This window comes from Shewanella cyperi, from assembly GCF_017354985.1.
Classification (GTDB): Bacteria; Pseudomonadota; Gammaproteobacteria; order Enterobacterales; family Shewanellaceae; genus Shewanella; species Shewanella cyperi.
In genome coordinates, this window is the sequence record NZ_CP071501.1 from 2311284 (window position 1) to 2328040 (window position 16757).

11 protein-coding genes are annotated in these 16757 nt (G+C 56.4%); 5 read left to right on the plus strand and 6 right to left on the minus strand.

Annotated features, from left to right (window positions below; genetic code table 11):
* Positions 1–50 precede the first annotated feature (50 nt).
* From JYB84_RS10035 to ppsA, 4 genes are all read right to left on the minus strand, one after another.
* Positions 51–464 (minus strand): MarR family winged helix-turn-helix transcriptional regulator, encoded by a 414-nt coding sequence (locus JYB84_RS10035; RefSeq protein WP_207319962.1) that lies wholly within the window; start codon positions 462–464, stop codon positions 51–53.
* A gap of 128 nt (positions 465–592) precedes the next feature.
* Entirely contained in the window at positions 593–1039 is a 447-nt protein-coding gene (locus JYB84_RS10040; RefSeq protein ID WP_207319963.1) for a DUF1285 domain-containing protein, read from the minus strand.
* Positions 1040–1044: 5 nt separating this feature from the next.
* Entirely contained in the window at positions 1045–4062 is a 3018-nt protein-coding gene (gene ydiJ / locus JYB84_RS10045; protein ID WP_207319964.1) for a D-2-hydroxyglutarate dehydrogenase YdiJ, read from the minus strand.
* 90 nt (positions 4063–4152) lie between these two features.
* On the minus strand, positions 4153–6522 hold the full coding sequence (gene ppsA, locus JYB84_RS10050) for a phosphoenolpyruvate synthase (RefSeq protein ID WP_207319965.1): 2370 nt from the start codon (positions 6520–6522) through the stop codon (positions 4153–4155).
* Positions 6523–6646: 124 nt separating this feature from the next.
* On the opposite strand from ppsA, the gene ppsR reads away from it, so the two are divergent.
* The 4 genes from ppsR (at position 6647) to JYB84_RS10070 (ending at position 10171) form a co-directional block, all read left to right on the plus strand.
* Entirely contained in the window at positions 6647–7459 is an 813-nt protein-coding gene (gene ppsR, locus JYB84_RS10055) for a posphoenolpyruvate synthetase regulatory kinase/phosphorylase PpsR (protein ID WP_207319966.1), read from the plus strand.
* Between the two features lie 152 nt (positions 7460–7611).
* Positions 7612–8679 (plus strand): 3-deoxy-7-phosphoheptulonate synthase, encoded by a 1068-nt coding sequence (locus JYB84_RS10060; RefSeq protein ID WP_207319967.1) that lies wholly within the window; start codon positions 7612–7614, stop codon positions 8677–8679.
* A gap of 265 nt (positions 8680–8944) precedes the next feature.
* Complete coding sequence (locus tag JYB84_RS10065) at positions 8945–9379, plus strand: acyl-CoA thioesterase (protein WP_207319968.1); 435 nt, start codon at positions 8945–8947, stop codon at positions 9377–9379.
* A 129-nt stretch (positions 9380–9508) separates the two neighbouring features.
* Entirely contained in the window at positions 9509–10171 is a 663-nt protein-coding gene (locus JYB84_RS10070) for a response regulator transcription factor (RefSeq protein WP_207319969.1), read from the plus strand.
* A gap of 37 nt (positions 10172–10208) precedes the next feature.
* Here the strand turns inward: JYB84_RS10070 and JYB84_RS10075 are convergent, their stop codons facing one another.
* Both JYB84_RS10075 and JYB84_RS10080 read right to left on the minus strand, forming a co-directional pair.
* Positions 10209–10664 (minus strand): YaiI/YqxD family protein, encoded by a 456-nt coding sequence (locus JYB84_RS10075; RefSeq protein ID WP_207323179.1) that lies wholly within the window; start codon positions 10662–10664, stop codon positions 10209–10211.
* Positions 10665–10828: 164 nt separating this feature from the next.
* A complete protein-coding gene (locus JYB84_RS10080; protein ID WP_207319970.1) occupies positions 10829–14257 on the minus strand; it encodes a hybrid sensor histidine kinase/response regulator in 3429 nt (1142 codons plus the stop codon).
* 175 nt (positions 14258–14432) lie between these two features.
* Between JYB84_RS10080 and acs the strand changes: the two genes are divergently transcribed.
* The gene (acs, locus tag JYB84_RS10085) at positions 14433–16385 is read left to right on the plus strand and encodes an acetate--CoA ligase (RefSeq protein WP_207319971.1); all 1953 of its coding nucleotides are present in this window, start codon (positions 14433–14435) and stop codon (positions 16383–16385) included.
* Positions 16386–16757: the final 372 nt, after the last annotated feature.

Consider the following 16757-nt stretch of genomic DNA (forward strand, 5'->3'; position numbering starts at 1 on the left):
ATCACGGTTCAGATGTGAACCATGAGCCAACCCGCGGAGGCCTATAAGACTTAAAAGCGGTTTATCTTGCACAGCAGTGCCATCAGCTGCTGCTGCTCATCGGTATCGAGAATAGAGAGAAAGGCTTCATTGACCCGCTCGGCTTCCCGGATAAGGTCCTGCTCCAGCGCCTTGGCGTTATCGGTCAAAAAGATTTGGAATGCGCGGCGATTATCCGCTTCCTGATGTCGGGTGATAAGTCCGGCCACCTGCAACTGATCCAGCAAGCGGGTCATGGTGTAATTGGCCACGTCACAACGCCGGGAAAGCTCGGTCTGGGTGATGCCCTCTTCCTGCCAAAGTGCAAACAACACAGGCCACAACTTTATATCCAAGTCGTAGCGCTTAAGGCGTGCATCCAGATCATTGGCTATGGCTACATTCAGATGCGAGATAAGATAGCCCAGGCTTTCCTGACGATTCAAACGTCACCCCCACTGACAACTGCAACTTCCGCCATCCTGGCTTCGGGCAACTTCCTGTCCTTTTAATACTACCACCTAAAGCACAATAAACTAGCAGGCCTGTCCATAAAAAAGCCGCCCGAGGCGGCTTAATCGACCAGTATCATATCCGCATAACGGTAGAAGCAAGCCCGGGTCATACCGGCAACCACACCGTTTTCCAGATGAATTTCAACCCCTTTATCCTTCATCTGTATGGCTGTCTCCGGCACTTTATAATCCTCACCCACCACCGAATTAAGCAAATAATGACCATCAGCCAACAGGCAAAAATCAAACACCAGCACAGGATACAGAGCAACACTGACCGGGAGCCTTTCCGCCGGTGTTCGCAACTCATAGCCGTCGGGGGTTTTCACCAGCACAGTGGCGAACAACCGGGCGAACTTCTCCGGCAAGGGTGCATCGCGATAATGCCACATACCCTCGGAATCGATATGAAACAAGGGCTCGTCCTGACAAAGCGCCTTTGCTTCATCCATGTCCGAACCCAGATGCAGTTCTCCCAGCAGGCGTTCCAATTCATTGTCACTCATGGCCCTCACTCCTGTGTTTGCAACAGCTCCAGCACCGCCTCCAGAGGATGGCGCGGCTTGAAACCCGAGAAGCGTTGCACCTGGGTGCGGCAGGAATAGCCGGACACCAGGATCTGCATCTGTGGCCGCTGAGCCACCTGCGCTTCCCAGGACATACCATAAAGCATACGAGAGCCCTGCTGATTGTCCAGTTCGTGGCCATAGGTGCCCGCCATACCACAGCAACCCAGGTTGACAGCCTCCAGCTTGGCGCCGAGCTGGGCAAATATCTGCTGCCACTCCTTGGCGGTGCCGGGTCTGGCGGTCGCCTCGGTGCAATGGCTGAACCAGGTGTAACTGTGCTTGCACCCGGTTCGTGAAGGAAGTGACGGCAACACTTTAACCAACCACTCATTCACCAGCAGGACATTAAAGTCACCGCGCCTGTCACCCAGGGCCTCACGGTATTCATCCCGGTATACCAGTACCAGGGCGGGATCTATCCCCACCATGGGCATAGCCAATTGATGCAACTCGTTTAAGAAGGCTGCACTGTCCGCCGCCTGGGCGGCAAATTTATCGAGGAAGCCCTTGATGTGTGCCGGTTTACCATTAGGCTTGAAGGGCAGCAACACGGGTTTCAGTCCCAACTGCTCCACCAGCTGCACCATGCGGTAAACGACCTTGGCATCATAGAAGCTGTTGAAAGGATCCTGTACCAGAAGCACATAGCGACTGCGCTCCTCTTGGGGTATGGCCTTGAGCGCTTGTAAATCATAACCCCGGCTGGCATGGCCATCGAGGCGCTCTTTCAGCGTCGGCACCGACAGCTTGGGGGAGTCCACATAACCCAGGGCCTTTTTAATCACCCACTTGCTCAGGCCGTTGTGGGTCACGGCATTGGCAAGCCTTGGTGCCCTGGCCAGCAACTGCACCGAATCCTCGATACCGGCCACCAGATAGTCTTTTGGCGGCCTCAGGTAACGTTGGTAGTAAATATTGAAGAACTGGGCGCGGAATTTCGGCACATCCACCTTCACCGGACACTGACTGGAGCAGGCCTTGCACGCAAGACAGCCCTGGAGCGATTCCATCACCTCGTGGGAATAGTCGTACTCGTCCTTGGCCTTGAGGCTGTTCTGGGCCCGTTGCAGCAAGCCCAGTGGCTTGGCTTTGGCCAGTTCAAGCACATCGACCCCTTCGGCCTCCAGCAACCTCAGCCACTCGCGCATCAAGGATGAGCGGCCCTTGGGCGACATGATGCGATCGCCGGTCACCTTGAACGACGGACACATGGGCGATGCCGTGCTGTAGTTAAAGCACAAGCCATTGCCGTTACAGTTCATCACATCGGGGAAGGACTCCCGTACCTTGACGGGGATTTGCCGGTCAAAACTGCCGCGCTTGGTGCTGTCAACGTCATAACAGAGTGGGCCCTTGTCCCTTGGGGCCACCAGCTTGCCTGGATTGAGGCGATTGTCGGGATCAAACCAGCTCTTGATGTCCTGCAGCACGCCGTAAAGTTCTTCACCAAACACCGCCGGACCATATTCACCGCGCACGCCCTTGCCATGCTCGCCCCACATCAGGCCGCCGTACTTCAGGGTCAGGGCGGCCACTTGATCCGACACGGTGCGGAGCAACTTTTCATCGGCGGGATCGCACATGTCCAGCGCCGGGCGCACATGCAGCACACCGGCATCCACATGGCCAAACATGCCGTACTGCAACTTGTGGCTGTCGAGCAGGGCGCGAAACTCCATGATGAAGTCGGCCAGCTGCTCGGGCGGTACCGCAGTGTCTTCGGCAAAGGCGATGGGCTTGCGACTGCCCTTGGTGGCGCCCAGCAGGCCCACGGCCTTTTTACGCATGGCGTAAATTTTCTCTATGCTGTCCTTGTCATGGGTGGTCTGAAAACCCATCAGCCCACACTCGTTAGATGCTATCTGAGCGCTGAGCACAGCTTCCAACGCCGCCACCTTGGCGCTGACCTCATGGTCTCCACCGGCGAACTCCACCATGTTGAGGCCTTCGATAATCTTGCCCGGCACATCCTGGATAAGATCTTTCACCGAGTGCCAGACTATGTCTTCGCGGGCCAGGTTCAATACCTTGGAATCCACTGTCTCCACCACGGTTGCCTTGGCCTGCACCAAAGCCGGGGCGTGCCGCAGCGCCGACTCGAAGGAGTCGTACTTGATATTGACCATGGCACGGCGCTTTGGCAGCGGAGTCAGGTTGAGTTTGGCCTCGGTGATCACCGCCAGGGTGCCTTCTGAGCCGGTAAGAATGCGGCTCAGGTCAAACTTGCTTAAGTTATCGTCCCAGACATGCTCAAGATCGTAACCGGTCAGAAACCGGTTAAGGCGCGGAAAACGCTTCAGGATAAGCTCACGTTTGTCACGGCATACCGCCGCCACCTTGGAGTGCAGGCCTGCTGAATCAATCGCCTCGGCAGACAGGGGCATGGTATCGAGCACAGTGCCGTCCACCAGCACGCTTTTAAGACCCAGCACATGATCGGAAGTCTTGCCATACACCAGGGAGCCGGCACCGGAGGCGTCGGTATTGATCATGCCGCCCACTGTGGCGCGGTTAGAGGTGGAAAGATCCGGGCTGAAAAAGAAGCCGTGGGGTCTTAAGGCGTCGTTGAAGGCATCTTTCACCAAACCGGCCTCAACCCGGGCCCAACCTTCCTCGGCATTGATTTCCAGCACCCGGTTCATGTAACGGGACAAATCCAGGATAAGCCCATGGGTCAAGGACTGGCCATTGGTACCAGTACCGCCGCCCCGGGGGCTGAATACCACTTCTCGGAATTGCTCCTGTGCCGCCAGCTGCATCACCTTTTGCACATCGGCCGTGCTCCTGGGATACAACACTGCCTGGGGCAAAAATTGGTATACCGAATTGTCAGTGGCCTGCACCAGACGGGCACTGTAGCGTTTGTCTATGTCGCCCTGAAAACCGCAATGGGACAAGGCATCGAGAAACGCAAGATAGACGGGTTCCAGGGTTTGTTGATGTGAAAGCTGGGGTAACATGAAGGGCTTCTGGTCGATTATTCTAGTTTCGGCATTATAAACAAAAAAAAGCCGCTAAAAAGCGGCTTTTGTGACACAAAGGTAAATTGCTTAGCCGTGGGCTTCAGCCAGGTACAGCCAGGTGTCGATTACAGTGTCTGGGTTCAAAGACACAGTGTCTATGCCCTGCTCCACCAGCCAGGCGGCGAAGTCGGCATGATCCGATGGGCCCTGACCACAGATACCCACGTAGGCACCCTTGGCCTTGGCGGCCTTGATGGCCATGGCCAGCAGCGCTTTAACCGCTTCGTTACGCTCATCGAACAGGTGGCTGATGATGCCGGAGTCGCGGTCCAGACCCAGGGTCAGCTGAGTCAGGTCGTTGGAGCCGATGGAGAAACCATCGAAGTGCTCCAGGAACTTGTCTGCCAACAGGGCGTTGGATGGCAGTTCGCACATCATAATGACGCGCAGACCGTCTTTACCACGCTCCAGACCTTCTTCCTTCAGCAGTTCAATCACCTGCTCGGCCTCACCCAGGGTGCGGACGAAGGGGATCATGATCTCAACGTTTTTCAGACCCATTTCGTTGCGAACGCGCTTGATGGCTTCACATTCCAGGGCGAAACAGTCACGGAAAGACTCGGAGATATAACGGCTGGCACCGCGGAAGCCCAACATGGGGTTCTCTTCCTCGGGCTCGTAGCGATCACCACCCACCAGGTTGGCGTACTCGTTTGACTTGAAGTCAGACATACGCACAATCACCTTTTTCGGATGGAAGGCGGCGGCTATGGTGGCAATACCTTCCACCAGACGGGCGATATAGTATTCAACGGGTGATTCGTAACCGGCGATCATCTCGTTGATTTCTTCCTGCAGCGCCGCATCCTGCTGATTGAATTCCAGCAACGCCTTGGGATGAATACCTATCATGCGGTTGATGATGAATTCCAGACGGGCCAGACCCACGCCCTCGTTTGGCAGACGGGCGAAGTCAAAGGCGCGGTCGGGGTTACCCACGTTCATCATTATCTTCATCGGCAGTGCGGGCATGGCATCCACACGGCTGGAAACCACTTCAAACTCCTGCTTACCATCGTAGATGTAGCCTGTGTCGCCTTCGGCGCAGGATACGGTCACCATCTGGCCGTTTTGAATACGGTCGGTCACATCACCACACCCCACAACGGCTGGCACGCCCAGTTCACGGGCGATGATGGCCGCGTGGCAGGTACGACCGCCACGGTTGGTGACGATGGCGCTGGCGCGCTTCATGATGGGTTCCCAATCAGGGTCGGTCATGTCGGTCACCAGCACGTCGCCGGGTTGGATCTTGTCCATCTCGTCGATGGACTTCAGTACCTTGGCAACACCGCTGCCGACCTTGTGACCAATGGCGCGACCTTCACAGATCACGGCGCCACGGCTCTTGAGGTGATAGCGCTCAATCAATTGTACGTCTTCACGTGAACGCACAGTCTCGGGACGGGCCTGTACTATATACAGCTTGCCGTCGTTGCCATCTTTGGCCCACTCGATGTCCATGGGACGACCGTAGTGCTTCTCGATGATCATGGCCTGCTTGGCCAGTTCCATCACTTCGGCATCGCTGATGGAGAACTGGCGGCGGTTGGCCAGCTCAACGTCTTCAATCTTGACCTGCTTACCGTGTGAAAGATCGTCTGAGTAGACCATCTGGATAAGCTTGGAACCAATGTTGCGACGCACCACGGCCTGATGGCCTGAGGTCAGGGTTGGCTTGTGAACGTAGAATTCGTCAGGGTTAACGGCGCCTTGCACCACCATTTCACCCAGACCGTAGGAAGAAGTCACAAACACCACATCGTCGTTACCGGATTCGGTGTCTATGGTGAACATTACGCCTGAAGCGGCCTTGTCGGAGCGTACCATGCGCTGCACGCCGGCAGACAGGGCAACACCGCGGTGATCGTAGCCCTGGTGCACGCGGTAGGAGATGGCGCGATCGTTAAACAGTGAAGCAAACACGTGCTTGATGGCCACCAGCACGGCATCGTAACCCTTAACGTTCAGGAAGGTTTCCTGCTGACCGGCGAAAGAGGCATCGGGCATGTCTTCGGCGGTTGCGGAAGAACGTACCGCAAAGGACGCGTCTGTGGTCTCGGCTGACAGCTTGTTGTAGGCCTCATGGATGGCCTGCTCGAGTTCGGGTTGGAATGGGGTTTCAATCACCCATTGTCTGATCTGTGCACCCACTTTTGCCAGTGCATTGACATCGTCGACGTCCAGAGTGTCAAGAATGTCATAAATCTTCTGGTTAACTCCACTTTGCTCAAGAAACTCATTGAACGCATGAGCCGTGGTCGCAAAGCCGCCAGGTACTTGAACGCCGGCATTGGCCAGATTGCTTATCATCTCGCCAAGAGAGGCATTTTTACCGCCAACCTTGTTGACGTCGCCCATGCCTAATTCCTGATACCAGAGTACATATTGCTGCACTGTTCTATCTCCGCAAGTTTATTTAAGTGGCCCCTTCACACGAGGGCAGCGGCATTTTACACTTCGGCAGGGTTAGCGTAAATCTATAATTTTCTTTGTAATTTTATTACTACATGGGGTAAGTATGGCTCGTAAAGTTTTCTACATTTCCGACGGAACCGCGATCACGGCCGAGGTGTTCGGTCACGCGGTACTTTCACAATTTCCGATGGAATTTGAAGCGCTTACCATCCCATTTGTCGAAACTATCAACAGGGCCGAGGCGGTAAAAAAGCAGATCAATGATAGTTTTATTACGACAGGGGAACGCCCTCTGGTATTTCATTCCATAGTTAACGCCGATATCCGCGACATCATCTATTCCAGTGAAGGCCTGGATTACGACTTTCTCAACACCTTCGTGGCACCGCTGGAGCAACAACTGGGGGTCAGCGCCAAGCCGGTCACACACAGAACCCACGGTAAGGCCAATCACAGCTACGAAGCCAGGATAGATGCCATCAACTTCGCCATGGAAAATGATGATGGCCAGACCCTCAAACACATGGACAAGGCCGACCTTATCCTGCTCGGCGTATCCCGCTGCGGTAAAACCCCGTCGAGCCTGTATCTGTCAATGCAATTCGGTATCAAGGCGGCCAACTACCCCTTTACCGAAGATGATATGGATAACCTCAAGTTGCCCGAGGCGCTTAAGCGCAACAAGCACAAGCTGTTTGGCCTGACCATAGATCCGGTGCGCTTGCATGAAATCCGCCAGAGCCGGATGGAAAACAGCCGCTATTCTTCCCTGCGCCAGTGTCGACTTGAGGTTAAGGAAGTGGAAATGCTGTTCAAACGTGAACGCATCCCCTATATCGACACCACCAACCACTCGGTGGAAGAGATCTCCACCAAGATCATCGATGTCACCGGACTCGAACGGCATATGTTCTGATAGTGCAAGGGATTTCCATTTCAGATCTAACTTAAATCAATTTCATTGCACGGTTGTCGATAAATGCAGCAATTGCCGCTGTGCAGCGAAACACTATTGGTTATAATCCGGTTCAATCCAGCGATAAGCCCGCACGAATACCGGTATGATGAATGACCATTAAAACAGACGAACTGCGAACATCCCTTCTTTGTAAAGTTATTTCACCCGCCCAATTGGCGTCTGAATATCCTCTGACCCAGGAAGCGGCCGATTATCTGGTGGCCCAGCGCCGCGAGGTGGAAGCCATACTGACAGGTGAAGATCAGCGCCTGTTGGTGGTTATCGGCCCCTGCTCCATCCATGACACCAAGGCGGCACTGGAATACGCCGGTCGTCTGGCGAAGCTGCACCATGAGCTTAAAGAGGATCTGTGCATCCTGATGCGGGTGTATTTTGAAAAGCCGCGGACCATAGTGGGCTGGAAGGGATTGATTTCAGATCCGGATCTCGACGGCAGTTTCAGTCCCAACAAGGGCCTGCGTCTGGCGCGGCAGTTGCTGCAGCAGATAACCGAACTCAAGCTGCCCATCGCCACCGAGTTCCTCGACATGGTCAACGGTCAGTATATTGCCGATCTCATCACCTGGGGCGCCATCGGTGCCCGCACCACCGAAAGTCAGGTACACAGGGAAATGGCTTCGGCCCTCTCCTGCCCCGTGGGCTTCAAGAACGGTACCGACGGCAACATCAGTATCGCCGTGGACGCAGTGCGTGCTGCCAAGGTGCCGCACATCTTCTACTCGCCGGACAAGGATGGCGCCATGGCGGTGTACCGCACCCATGGTAACCCATACGGCCACATCATTCTGCGCGGTGGCAAGGCCCCCAACTACAGTGCCGAGCATGTGAATGACGCCAAGCAAAAGCTGGAGTCCGTTGGCATCAACACAGGTCTGGTGGTGGATTTCAGCCACGGCAACAGTCAGAAACAGCACAAGCGCCAGCTGGACGTGGCCAAGGACATAATGGCACAGCTGCGCAGTGGCTCCACGGCCATCGCCGGCATCATGGCCGAAAGTTTCCTGGAAGAAGGTAATCAGGCGGTCAAAGCCGGTGAGCCCCTGTGCTATGGCAAGAGCATCACCGATGCCTGTCTGCACTGGGAAGATTCCGAACAGTTGTTGCGGGAGTTGGCAGCTGCGGTGCGCGATCGCCGCGCCCTGTTGGCCAAACGCTGAGTACCGTGTTTTCCGAACCCGGCTTTCAGCGCCGGGTTTCCTTGAAAAGGCTCCGACATTCGGGGCTTTTTTGTTTTCCGCTTTGTTCCCCTTATCGGAGGTAAAGTTAACAGCCTGTAACCCGACAATGACCCGGGTGTAACAGAATAACCATGGCGATGTAAAACCTGCGCCAAGCGGGCAAATTTCGGCCAGAATCGCTATTTATTGGCCACCCGGATGGCTATAATCCGGCTCCTTTTTCAGCTCAAGCCGCAGGTTGCCCATGTCCCCCACAGAAACCGTCTCCACCCTGTCCGACGCCATGCTCGCACGCATCGAACAATCCGAAGCCCGGGTGATCAAGGCGGTATTTCCGTCCATCACCAATCATCACAACACCCTGTTCGGTGGTGAAGCCCTCGCCTGGATGGATGAAACTGCCTTTATTGCCGCCACCCGCTTTTGCCGCAAAACCCTGGTCACTGTGAGTTCCGACCGCATCGACTTCAACAAGGCCATTCCGGCCGGCAGCCTGGCGGAACTGGTAGCCCGGGTGATCCACGTGGGCAATACCTCACTCAAGGTGGAAGTGAATATCTATATTGAGGACATGTATCAGGACAGACGCGAGCATGCCATCCGCGGCGTCTTTACCTTTGTGGCCATTGATGACCAGCGGCAACCTACCCGGGTGTGGCTGGAGCCCCAAGCCAGTTAGACTTTAGTCTAATCCCCCGCTAATCAAGGGTATTTGTCGATTGGCGGGGTAATAAAGCGGTAGGAACCGGCATTACTTTTCTGCTACATTGGCTTATCTTCACGTGCAACCAAGATAACCATAAACGCCATGAAGCTCGAAAATCTGAATGTCATCATAGCCGACGACCACCCGCTGTTCCGCAACGCCCTGCGCCAGGCACTCTCAAGTGCCTTTGCCGACACCCGTTGGTTTGAAGCCGACAGCGCCGAGGCGCTGCAAACCTTGCTGGACCAGGACGCCGAGTCCTACGATTTGGTGCTGCTGGACCTGCAAATGCCGGGGGCCCACGGCTATTCCACCCTGATCCATCTGCGGGCCCACTATCCCGAATTGCCTGTGGTGGTGATTTCTGCCCATGAGGATGTTCAGACCATCAGCCGTGCCATCCACTATGGCAGCGCCGGTTTTATTCCCAAATCAGCCTCCATGGATACCCTCACCGAGGCCATGACCTCAGTGCTGTACGGTGATATCTGGCTGCCGGAGGGCATAGAACTGATAGCCCTGGATGAGAGTGGCACGGATCAAACCGCAGGTAAGCTGGCTGAGCTGACGCCCCAGCAGTACAAGGTGCTGCAGATGTTTGCCGAAGGCTTGCTGAACAAACAGATAGCCTATGATTTGGGCGTGTCCGAAGCCACCATCAAGGCCCACGCCACCGCCATTTTCAGAAAGCTCGGGGTTCGCAACCGCACCCAGGCGGTCATCGCCCTGCAGCAGCTGGAAATGGATAAGGTCGAATTAAATTGAAACCCGCGCCTGCAAATGCAGGCGTGTTCTTATCTGCTCAGCGACTGCGCTGAAACTTAAGCACAAACTTGTCCAACTCATTGGCGAAGGCCTGCCTGTCGGCCTGGCTCAACTTGGGGCTGCCGCCGGTATCGACGCCGCTGGCCCGCATGGTATCGAGAAAATCCCGCATATTCAGCCGGGCGCGGACGTTGTCCCGGGTCAAGAGCTCACCGCGGCTGTTTAGGGCAAAAGCGCCCTTGTCTATTACCTCCGCCGCCAGCGGAATATCGTTGCTTATCACCAGATCACCGGCATTTACGCGCCTGACTATCTCATTGTCGGCCACATCAAAGCCCTTGGGCACCTGCAGGCAACGAATGGAGGCGGCACCTGTGATCCGCAGCGCCTGATTGGCGACAAAGGTCACCACTATGCCGCTGCGAAAGGCCGCGCGCACCAGCATCTCGCGGATAACCACGGGGCAGGCATCGGCATCGACCCAAATTTGCACCGGCTCATGGGCTTCTTGGGTATGAGCTTCCTGAGTACGGTGTTCTTGGCCATCGGCTTTGGGGGTAGGGTTGTCCACCACTGTCATCTTAATCCTTATTCCAGTTCAGGCGCCGGACACATCCGGCGCGCCTTTATACCTTGCCGTTACGCAGGGAGCAAGCCTCAGGCCGCCTTCACCAGGCTGGAGATCAGTGCCCGCAGGGAGGCCGGTTTGATCATCTTGGCCATGTAGTGATAGCCACGGCGTTGCACATCCTCCACCAATTCCTTGCGGGTGTTGGCGGTGATAAGGATCCCCGGCAGTTGCTGACCGTAGAGGGCTCGGATCCCGTCCATGGCGTCCACGCCGTTCTGGCCATCATCCAAATGGTAGTCGGCCAGCACTATGTCCGGCGCCACGCCCTTGAGACCGAGCTTGATGCGCGCATCCCCCAGATCCCGGGCACAGATCACCTCGCAGTGCCAGCGGCTGAGCAGACTCTCCAGCCCCGCCAAAATGGCCTCCTCGTTATCTATGCACAGCACCTTGACGCCGGCAAGTGGCTTAAGCACAGCTGGAGTGGCCCTGGGCTGTACCTGGCTGACGGTTTCTCCGAGCGGCACCAGGATGGAAAACAAGGACCCTTTACCCAGCACCGAAGTGACCCGGATTTCATGGTTCAGCACCTTGCTTATCCTGTCGGCAATGGCTAGTCCCAGTCCCAATCCGCTGACCCCCTGACTGTTTGGATTGTTCAGCCGTTTGAATTCCTTGAATATTTCATAAAGCTCTTTTTCATCTATGCCGCAGCCGGTATCCAGCACCTGAATTTCCAGGGCCTTGTCCCTGTGGCGGCAACCGAGGAGCACCCTGCCCCCCTTGGCATAGCGGTAGGCGTTGGTGAGGAAGTTTTGCAGCACCCGCCTGAGCAGCGCAGGATCGGAATTGATGGTTGCCGTACTCGGCACCATGGCAAAACGGATACCATGGTCGGTCGCCATGGCGTCAAACTCCACCGCCAGGCCATTGAGCAGATCGGCCACGGCAAAATCACGGCGATTGACTTCCACCATCCCCGAATCCAGTTTGGAAATATCCAACAGATCCGTCAGCAACTCACCGGCATTTCGCAGCGAACTGTTCACATGGGACAAGGTGGTGCGCGCTTCCTGATCGAGCTTGGGGTACTGGGACAGGCTGGCGGTAAACAGCCGCGCGGCATTGAGGGGCTGCATCAAATCGTGACCCACGGCGGCAAGGAAGCGGCTCTTGGAGGCATTGGCCATTTCCTCCTGGGCCTTGGCCTCCAGCAGTTGGCTGTTGAGCAGCGCCAGTTCATAGGTACGCTCCCGCACCCGACTTTCCAGGGTTTCGTTGATTTCCAGCAGCGCCTTTTCCTGTTGCCGGTACTGGGTAATATCGGTAAAGGTCATCACGAAACCGCCGTCCGGCATGGGGTTACCCTGAATTTTGATCACCTTGCCGTCGCTGCGTTGCCGCTCCGAGGTGTGGGGCGTGCCATCGCGCATATGTTGCACCCGGCGCGCCACCTGCTCCTCAATATCGCCCTCACCGCAATAGCCGCGGGCGGCGTTAAAGCGGATCACTTCACTGATGGGCATACCCGCCTGCAAAAAATTGCTCGGATACTGATACAGCTCGGCATAGCGGAAATTCCAGGCCACCAGGTTCAGATCCTTGTCGACCACACTGATCCCTTCATAGGCGTGTTCAATGGCGCCGCGGAGGATCTCCTGGCTCAGCATGACCTTGCTTGAGGCCTCATCCACCAGGCTGAACACCTCATCGAGGGCCAGATCCCGGCCCTGCAGTACCGAATCCATCACCAGTGCCGCACTGGAGGCCCCCAGCACACCGGCCAGCATGTGCTCTGTGTGGGCAATCAACTCAGGGGGCGCCGCCTTGTTCCAGTTGTCGCGATTGACGGTTTCGGGAGAGAAACGGGAAAAGCTTTCATAGGCCCGGGTGGGGCTGACAAAACGGCTGGCAAGAATGAGCAAATCCTGCTGACTGATGGGTACTGTCTTGCGATTGCCACTGCCCTTAAGCTCACCTGGCAACACAAAGGCGCTGGCCTGAATACGTTCCACCACCCCGGCGCGAAACCAAAGTGAACCGAGTACATAGGCCACACTGTTCACCAGCAGTGCCAGCAGGGTATCACTGACATTGGGGCTGATATAGGCCAGCAGCCGCAGGCCTTCCCCGGCGCCTCCAGCCTCCCCCATGGCGCCCTTGATAAGCACATAGCCCCAGAGGCCAAAGCCCGCCACCAGGCCCAGGAACACGCCGCTGCGGTTGCCGTATTTCCAATACAGGCCACCCACCAGCGCCGGCGCCAATTGGGCAAAGGCCCCGAAGGACAGCATGCCCAGGTGCGAAAGTGAGTCGCTGTTGGACAAATTCAGGTAGGACAAATAGCCCATGGCCAGAATAAGCACTATGGTCAGGCGGCGGGCATTGAGCAAAAAGGTGGAAAACTGGCTGAAATTCTTCTCACGGATGCGGCCGGTTTTGAGCATCAGCGGCACCAGCCACTCGTTACTGACCATCACAGATATGGTCACCACCGCCACTATCACCATGCCGGTGGCGGCGGACAGGGTACCGAGCAGCGCCACTACAGCCAGGGCCGGTTGCTCCAGCGCCAGCGGCAGGTTAATCACATAACTGTCGGCGGGCACGCTGTCACCGAGCAGCACCTTGCCCGCCAGCGCCAAGGGCGCCACAAACAGGCCAAACAAGGCGATATAAACGGGAAACAGCCAGCGGCCACGGCTCAAGGTCTGCTCACCGGCGCACTCCACCACCATCACGTGAAATTGTCTGGGCATACAGAGAAACGCAGCTATTCCCACCAGCAGATCCGGCAATATGGCCTCCAGCCTGACGGTGGGATTGGCCACCAGATCCCGGGCCACGGCTTGCTGCCAGATATCGCCGAAACCATCAAAAACCCCAAAACTTATCACGGCACCCACCAGCAAAAAGGCCGCCAGTTTCACGAGGGATTCAAAGGCAATGGCCAGCATCATGCCCGGATTGTGTTCGGTGGCATCGAGCTTGCGGGTACCGAACAGAATAGCAAACACCGCCAGCACAGCGGAGATCATCAGTCCCACATTGCCGGCGTCCAGGGGATCATCCGGGTGCTGGAACAAATCCAGACTGGCGATCATTGCCTTAAGCTGCAAGGCTATATAGGGCATGATGCCGAACAGGGCTATCAGGGTCACCAGGGCCGCCAGCAACTGTGACTTGCCGTAACGGGCGGCGATAAAGTCGGCCACTGAGGTGATATTCTGGGCCTTGGACACCAGCACCATCTTGCGCAGCAGGCCAAAGCCGAGGGTGAACACCAGAATGGGGCCGATAAAAATCGGCAGGAAGGACCACATGTCCGATGCCGCCTGACCCACGGTGCCGAGGAAGCTCCAGGAGGAACAATAGACCGCCAGGCTCAGGCCATAGATCCACACCTGCAGCTTTTTGGTGACGCCGCTGAACCAGCGCTCCGCCCCCCAGGCCAGCAGGAACAGCAGAAAGACGTAAAAAACCGCAATAACGGCAACAAACAGGGTCAGATTCATAGTAAGCTCATTTTTTTGGTCTATTGTGCACCGGAAAGCGGTCAAAATCCAGCCAAGAAACATGATGCACTAGACTGAAAAATAAAGGAATTTATAAACTAGACCAAGGTCTAATGGAGTAGAGAAGTCCCCATGACCATACTCATTCCACGCTATAGATAAAAAGGGAAGTCCCATGAGCACGCAGTCTCTCTACAAGGTCGATGCCGACTTTGCCGCCAAGGCACTTGTAAACAACGAGCAATATCAGGTGATGTATCAGGAATCCATTACCGATCCCGATGGCTTCTGGCGCAAGCACGGCCAGCGCATTGATTGGATAAAGCCATATACCCAAATCAAGAAAACCTCCTTCGACGACAGGGACCTATCCATCAACTGGTTCTATGACGGTACCCTCAACGCCTCCGCCAACTGCCTCGATCGCCATCTGGAAACCAAGGGCGACACCAAGGCCATTATTTGGGAAGGGGATGACGCCAGCGAGCAGCGCACCCTGACCTATCGCGAACTGCATGCCGAAGTGTGCCGCTTTGCCAATGCCCTCAAGGCCCAGGGCGTAGCCCGTGGCGATGTGGTCACCATTTACATGCCCATGGTGCCCGAAGCCGCCGTGGCCATGCTGGCCTGCGCCCGTATTGGCGCCGTGCATTCAGTGGTGTTCGGTGGTTTCTCACCGGACTCCATCGCTTCACGCATCATTGACGGCAAGTCCAAACTGGTGATCACCGCCGATGAAGGCGTGCGTGGCGGCCGTAAAATTCCGCTCAAGGCCAATATAGACCAGGCCCTGATCAATCCCGATGTCACCACTGTGGAGCGTGTGCTGGTGCTGAAACGCACCGGTGGCAACGTCAACTGGCAAGCGGGTCGCGATCTCTGGTGGCACGAGGCCTGCGAAGGTATGGCCGATCAGTGCCCGGCGGAGGAAATGGGCGCCGAAGATCCGCTGTTCCTGCTGTACACCTCAGGCTCCACAGGCAATCCCAAGGGCGTACTGCACACCACAGGTGGCTACCTGGTGTATGCCGCCATGACCCATGAATACGTGTTTGACTACAAGCCAGGTGAAATCTACTGGTGTACCGCCGACGTGGGTTGGATCACCGGCCACAGCTACATGGTCTATGGTCCGCTCGCCAACGGTGCCACCATTTTGATCCACGAAGGTGTGCCCAATTATCCCAGCCCCAAACGTCTGGGCGAAATGATAGACAGACATCAGGTCAATACCCTGTACACAGCCCCTACCCTTATCCGCGCCCTGATGGCCGAAGGCAAGGAGCATTTCGACAGCTTCAGCGGCAAGTCGCTGCGGATCATGGGCTCTGTGGGTGAACCCATCAACCCCGAAGCCTGGCGCTGGTACCACGAGGTGATAGGCCACGGCCATTGCCCGATAGTGGATACCTGGTGGCAAACCGAAACCGGCGGCATACTGATCACCCCGCTGCCGGGTGCCACAGACACCAAGCCCGGCTCGGCCACCCGTCCCTTCTTCGGCGTGAAACCGGCCCTGGTGGACAACGAGGGCAATATCCTCGAAGGTGCCACCGAAGGTAATCTGGTGATGCTGGACTCCTGGCCGGGACAGATGCGCACCGTTTATGGTGACCATGAACGCTTCGCCCTCACCTACTTCAAAACCTTCCGCGGTATGTATTTCACCGGCGACGGTGCCCGTCGTGACGAAGACGGCTATTACTGGATAACAGGTCGGGTGGACGACGTGATCAACGTTTCCGGTCACCGCCTCGGCACCGCCGAAGTGGAAAGTGCCCTGGTGTCCCATGAGCTGGTTGCCGAAGCCGCCGTGGTGGGTTATCCCCACGACATCAAGGGCCAGGGTATCTATGCCTATGTGACCCTGACCAAGGGAACCGAAGCCACCGAAGAGTTGCGTCAGGAACTGCGCCAATGGGTGCGCAAGGAAATCGGCGCCCTGGCCACACCGGATCTCATCCAGTGGGCAACCGGTCTGCCCAAGACCCGTTCCGGCAAGATCATGCGCCGCTTCCTGCGCAAGATTGCCGCCAACGAAGTCACCAACCTGGGCGATGCCTCCACCCTGGCCGATCCGGCAGTGATTGATACCCTCATCGAGAGCCGTCTCAATCGCAACAACTGAGTACCTTAATGACCATCACCCGGTCTTTCTCCTCTCTTGCCCCTCATTGAGGGGCTTTTTTTTTGCTGAAAAGCCGGGCAGCAGGTAAGAGGGCCATGCCTTACCCAGTTGTGAGCCTGGCAGACACACTACATTCTGCTGCTGCCACAGCGGCTACCACTCGCTTCTACAGCATCTTCCGGCATCAGATGCCATTAATCACTTGCAGTGGGCTTTCGCACTGCCACACCCGTGACACGGCGTGCATATGTCCCTATAGCCTCCCCTCGCCATCCATGGCTCGGACGGTCACTGGTGCGTCAGTGCTTGTTCAATGGTGTTCCTCTCCGGCTAATGGTTGTCTCAGTCAAAAGACCCCAAAGCATGAAATTA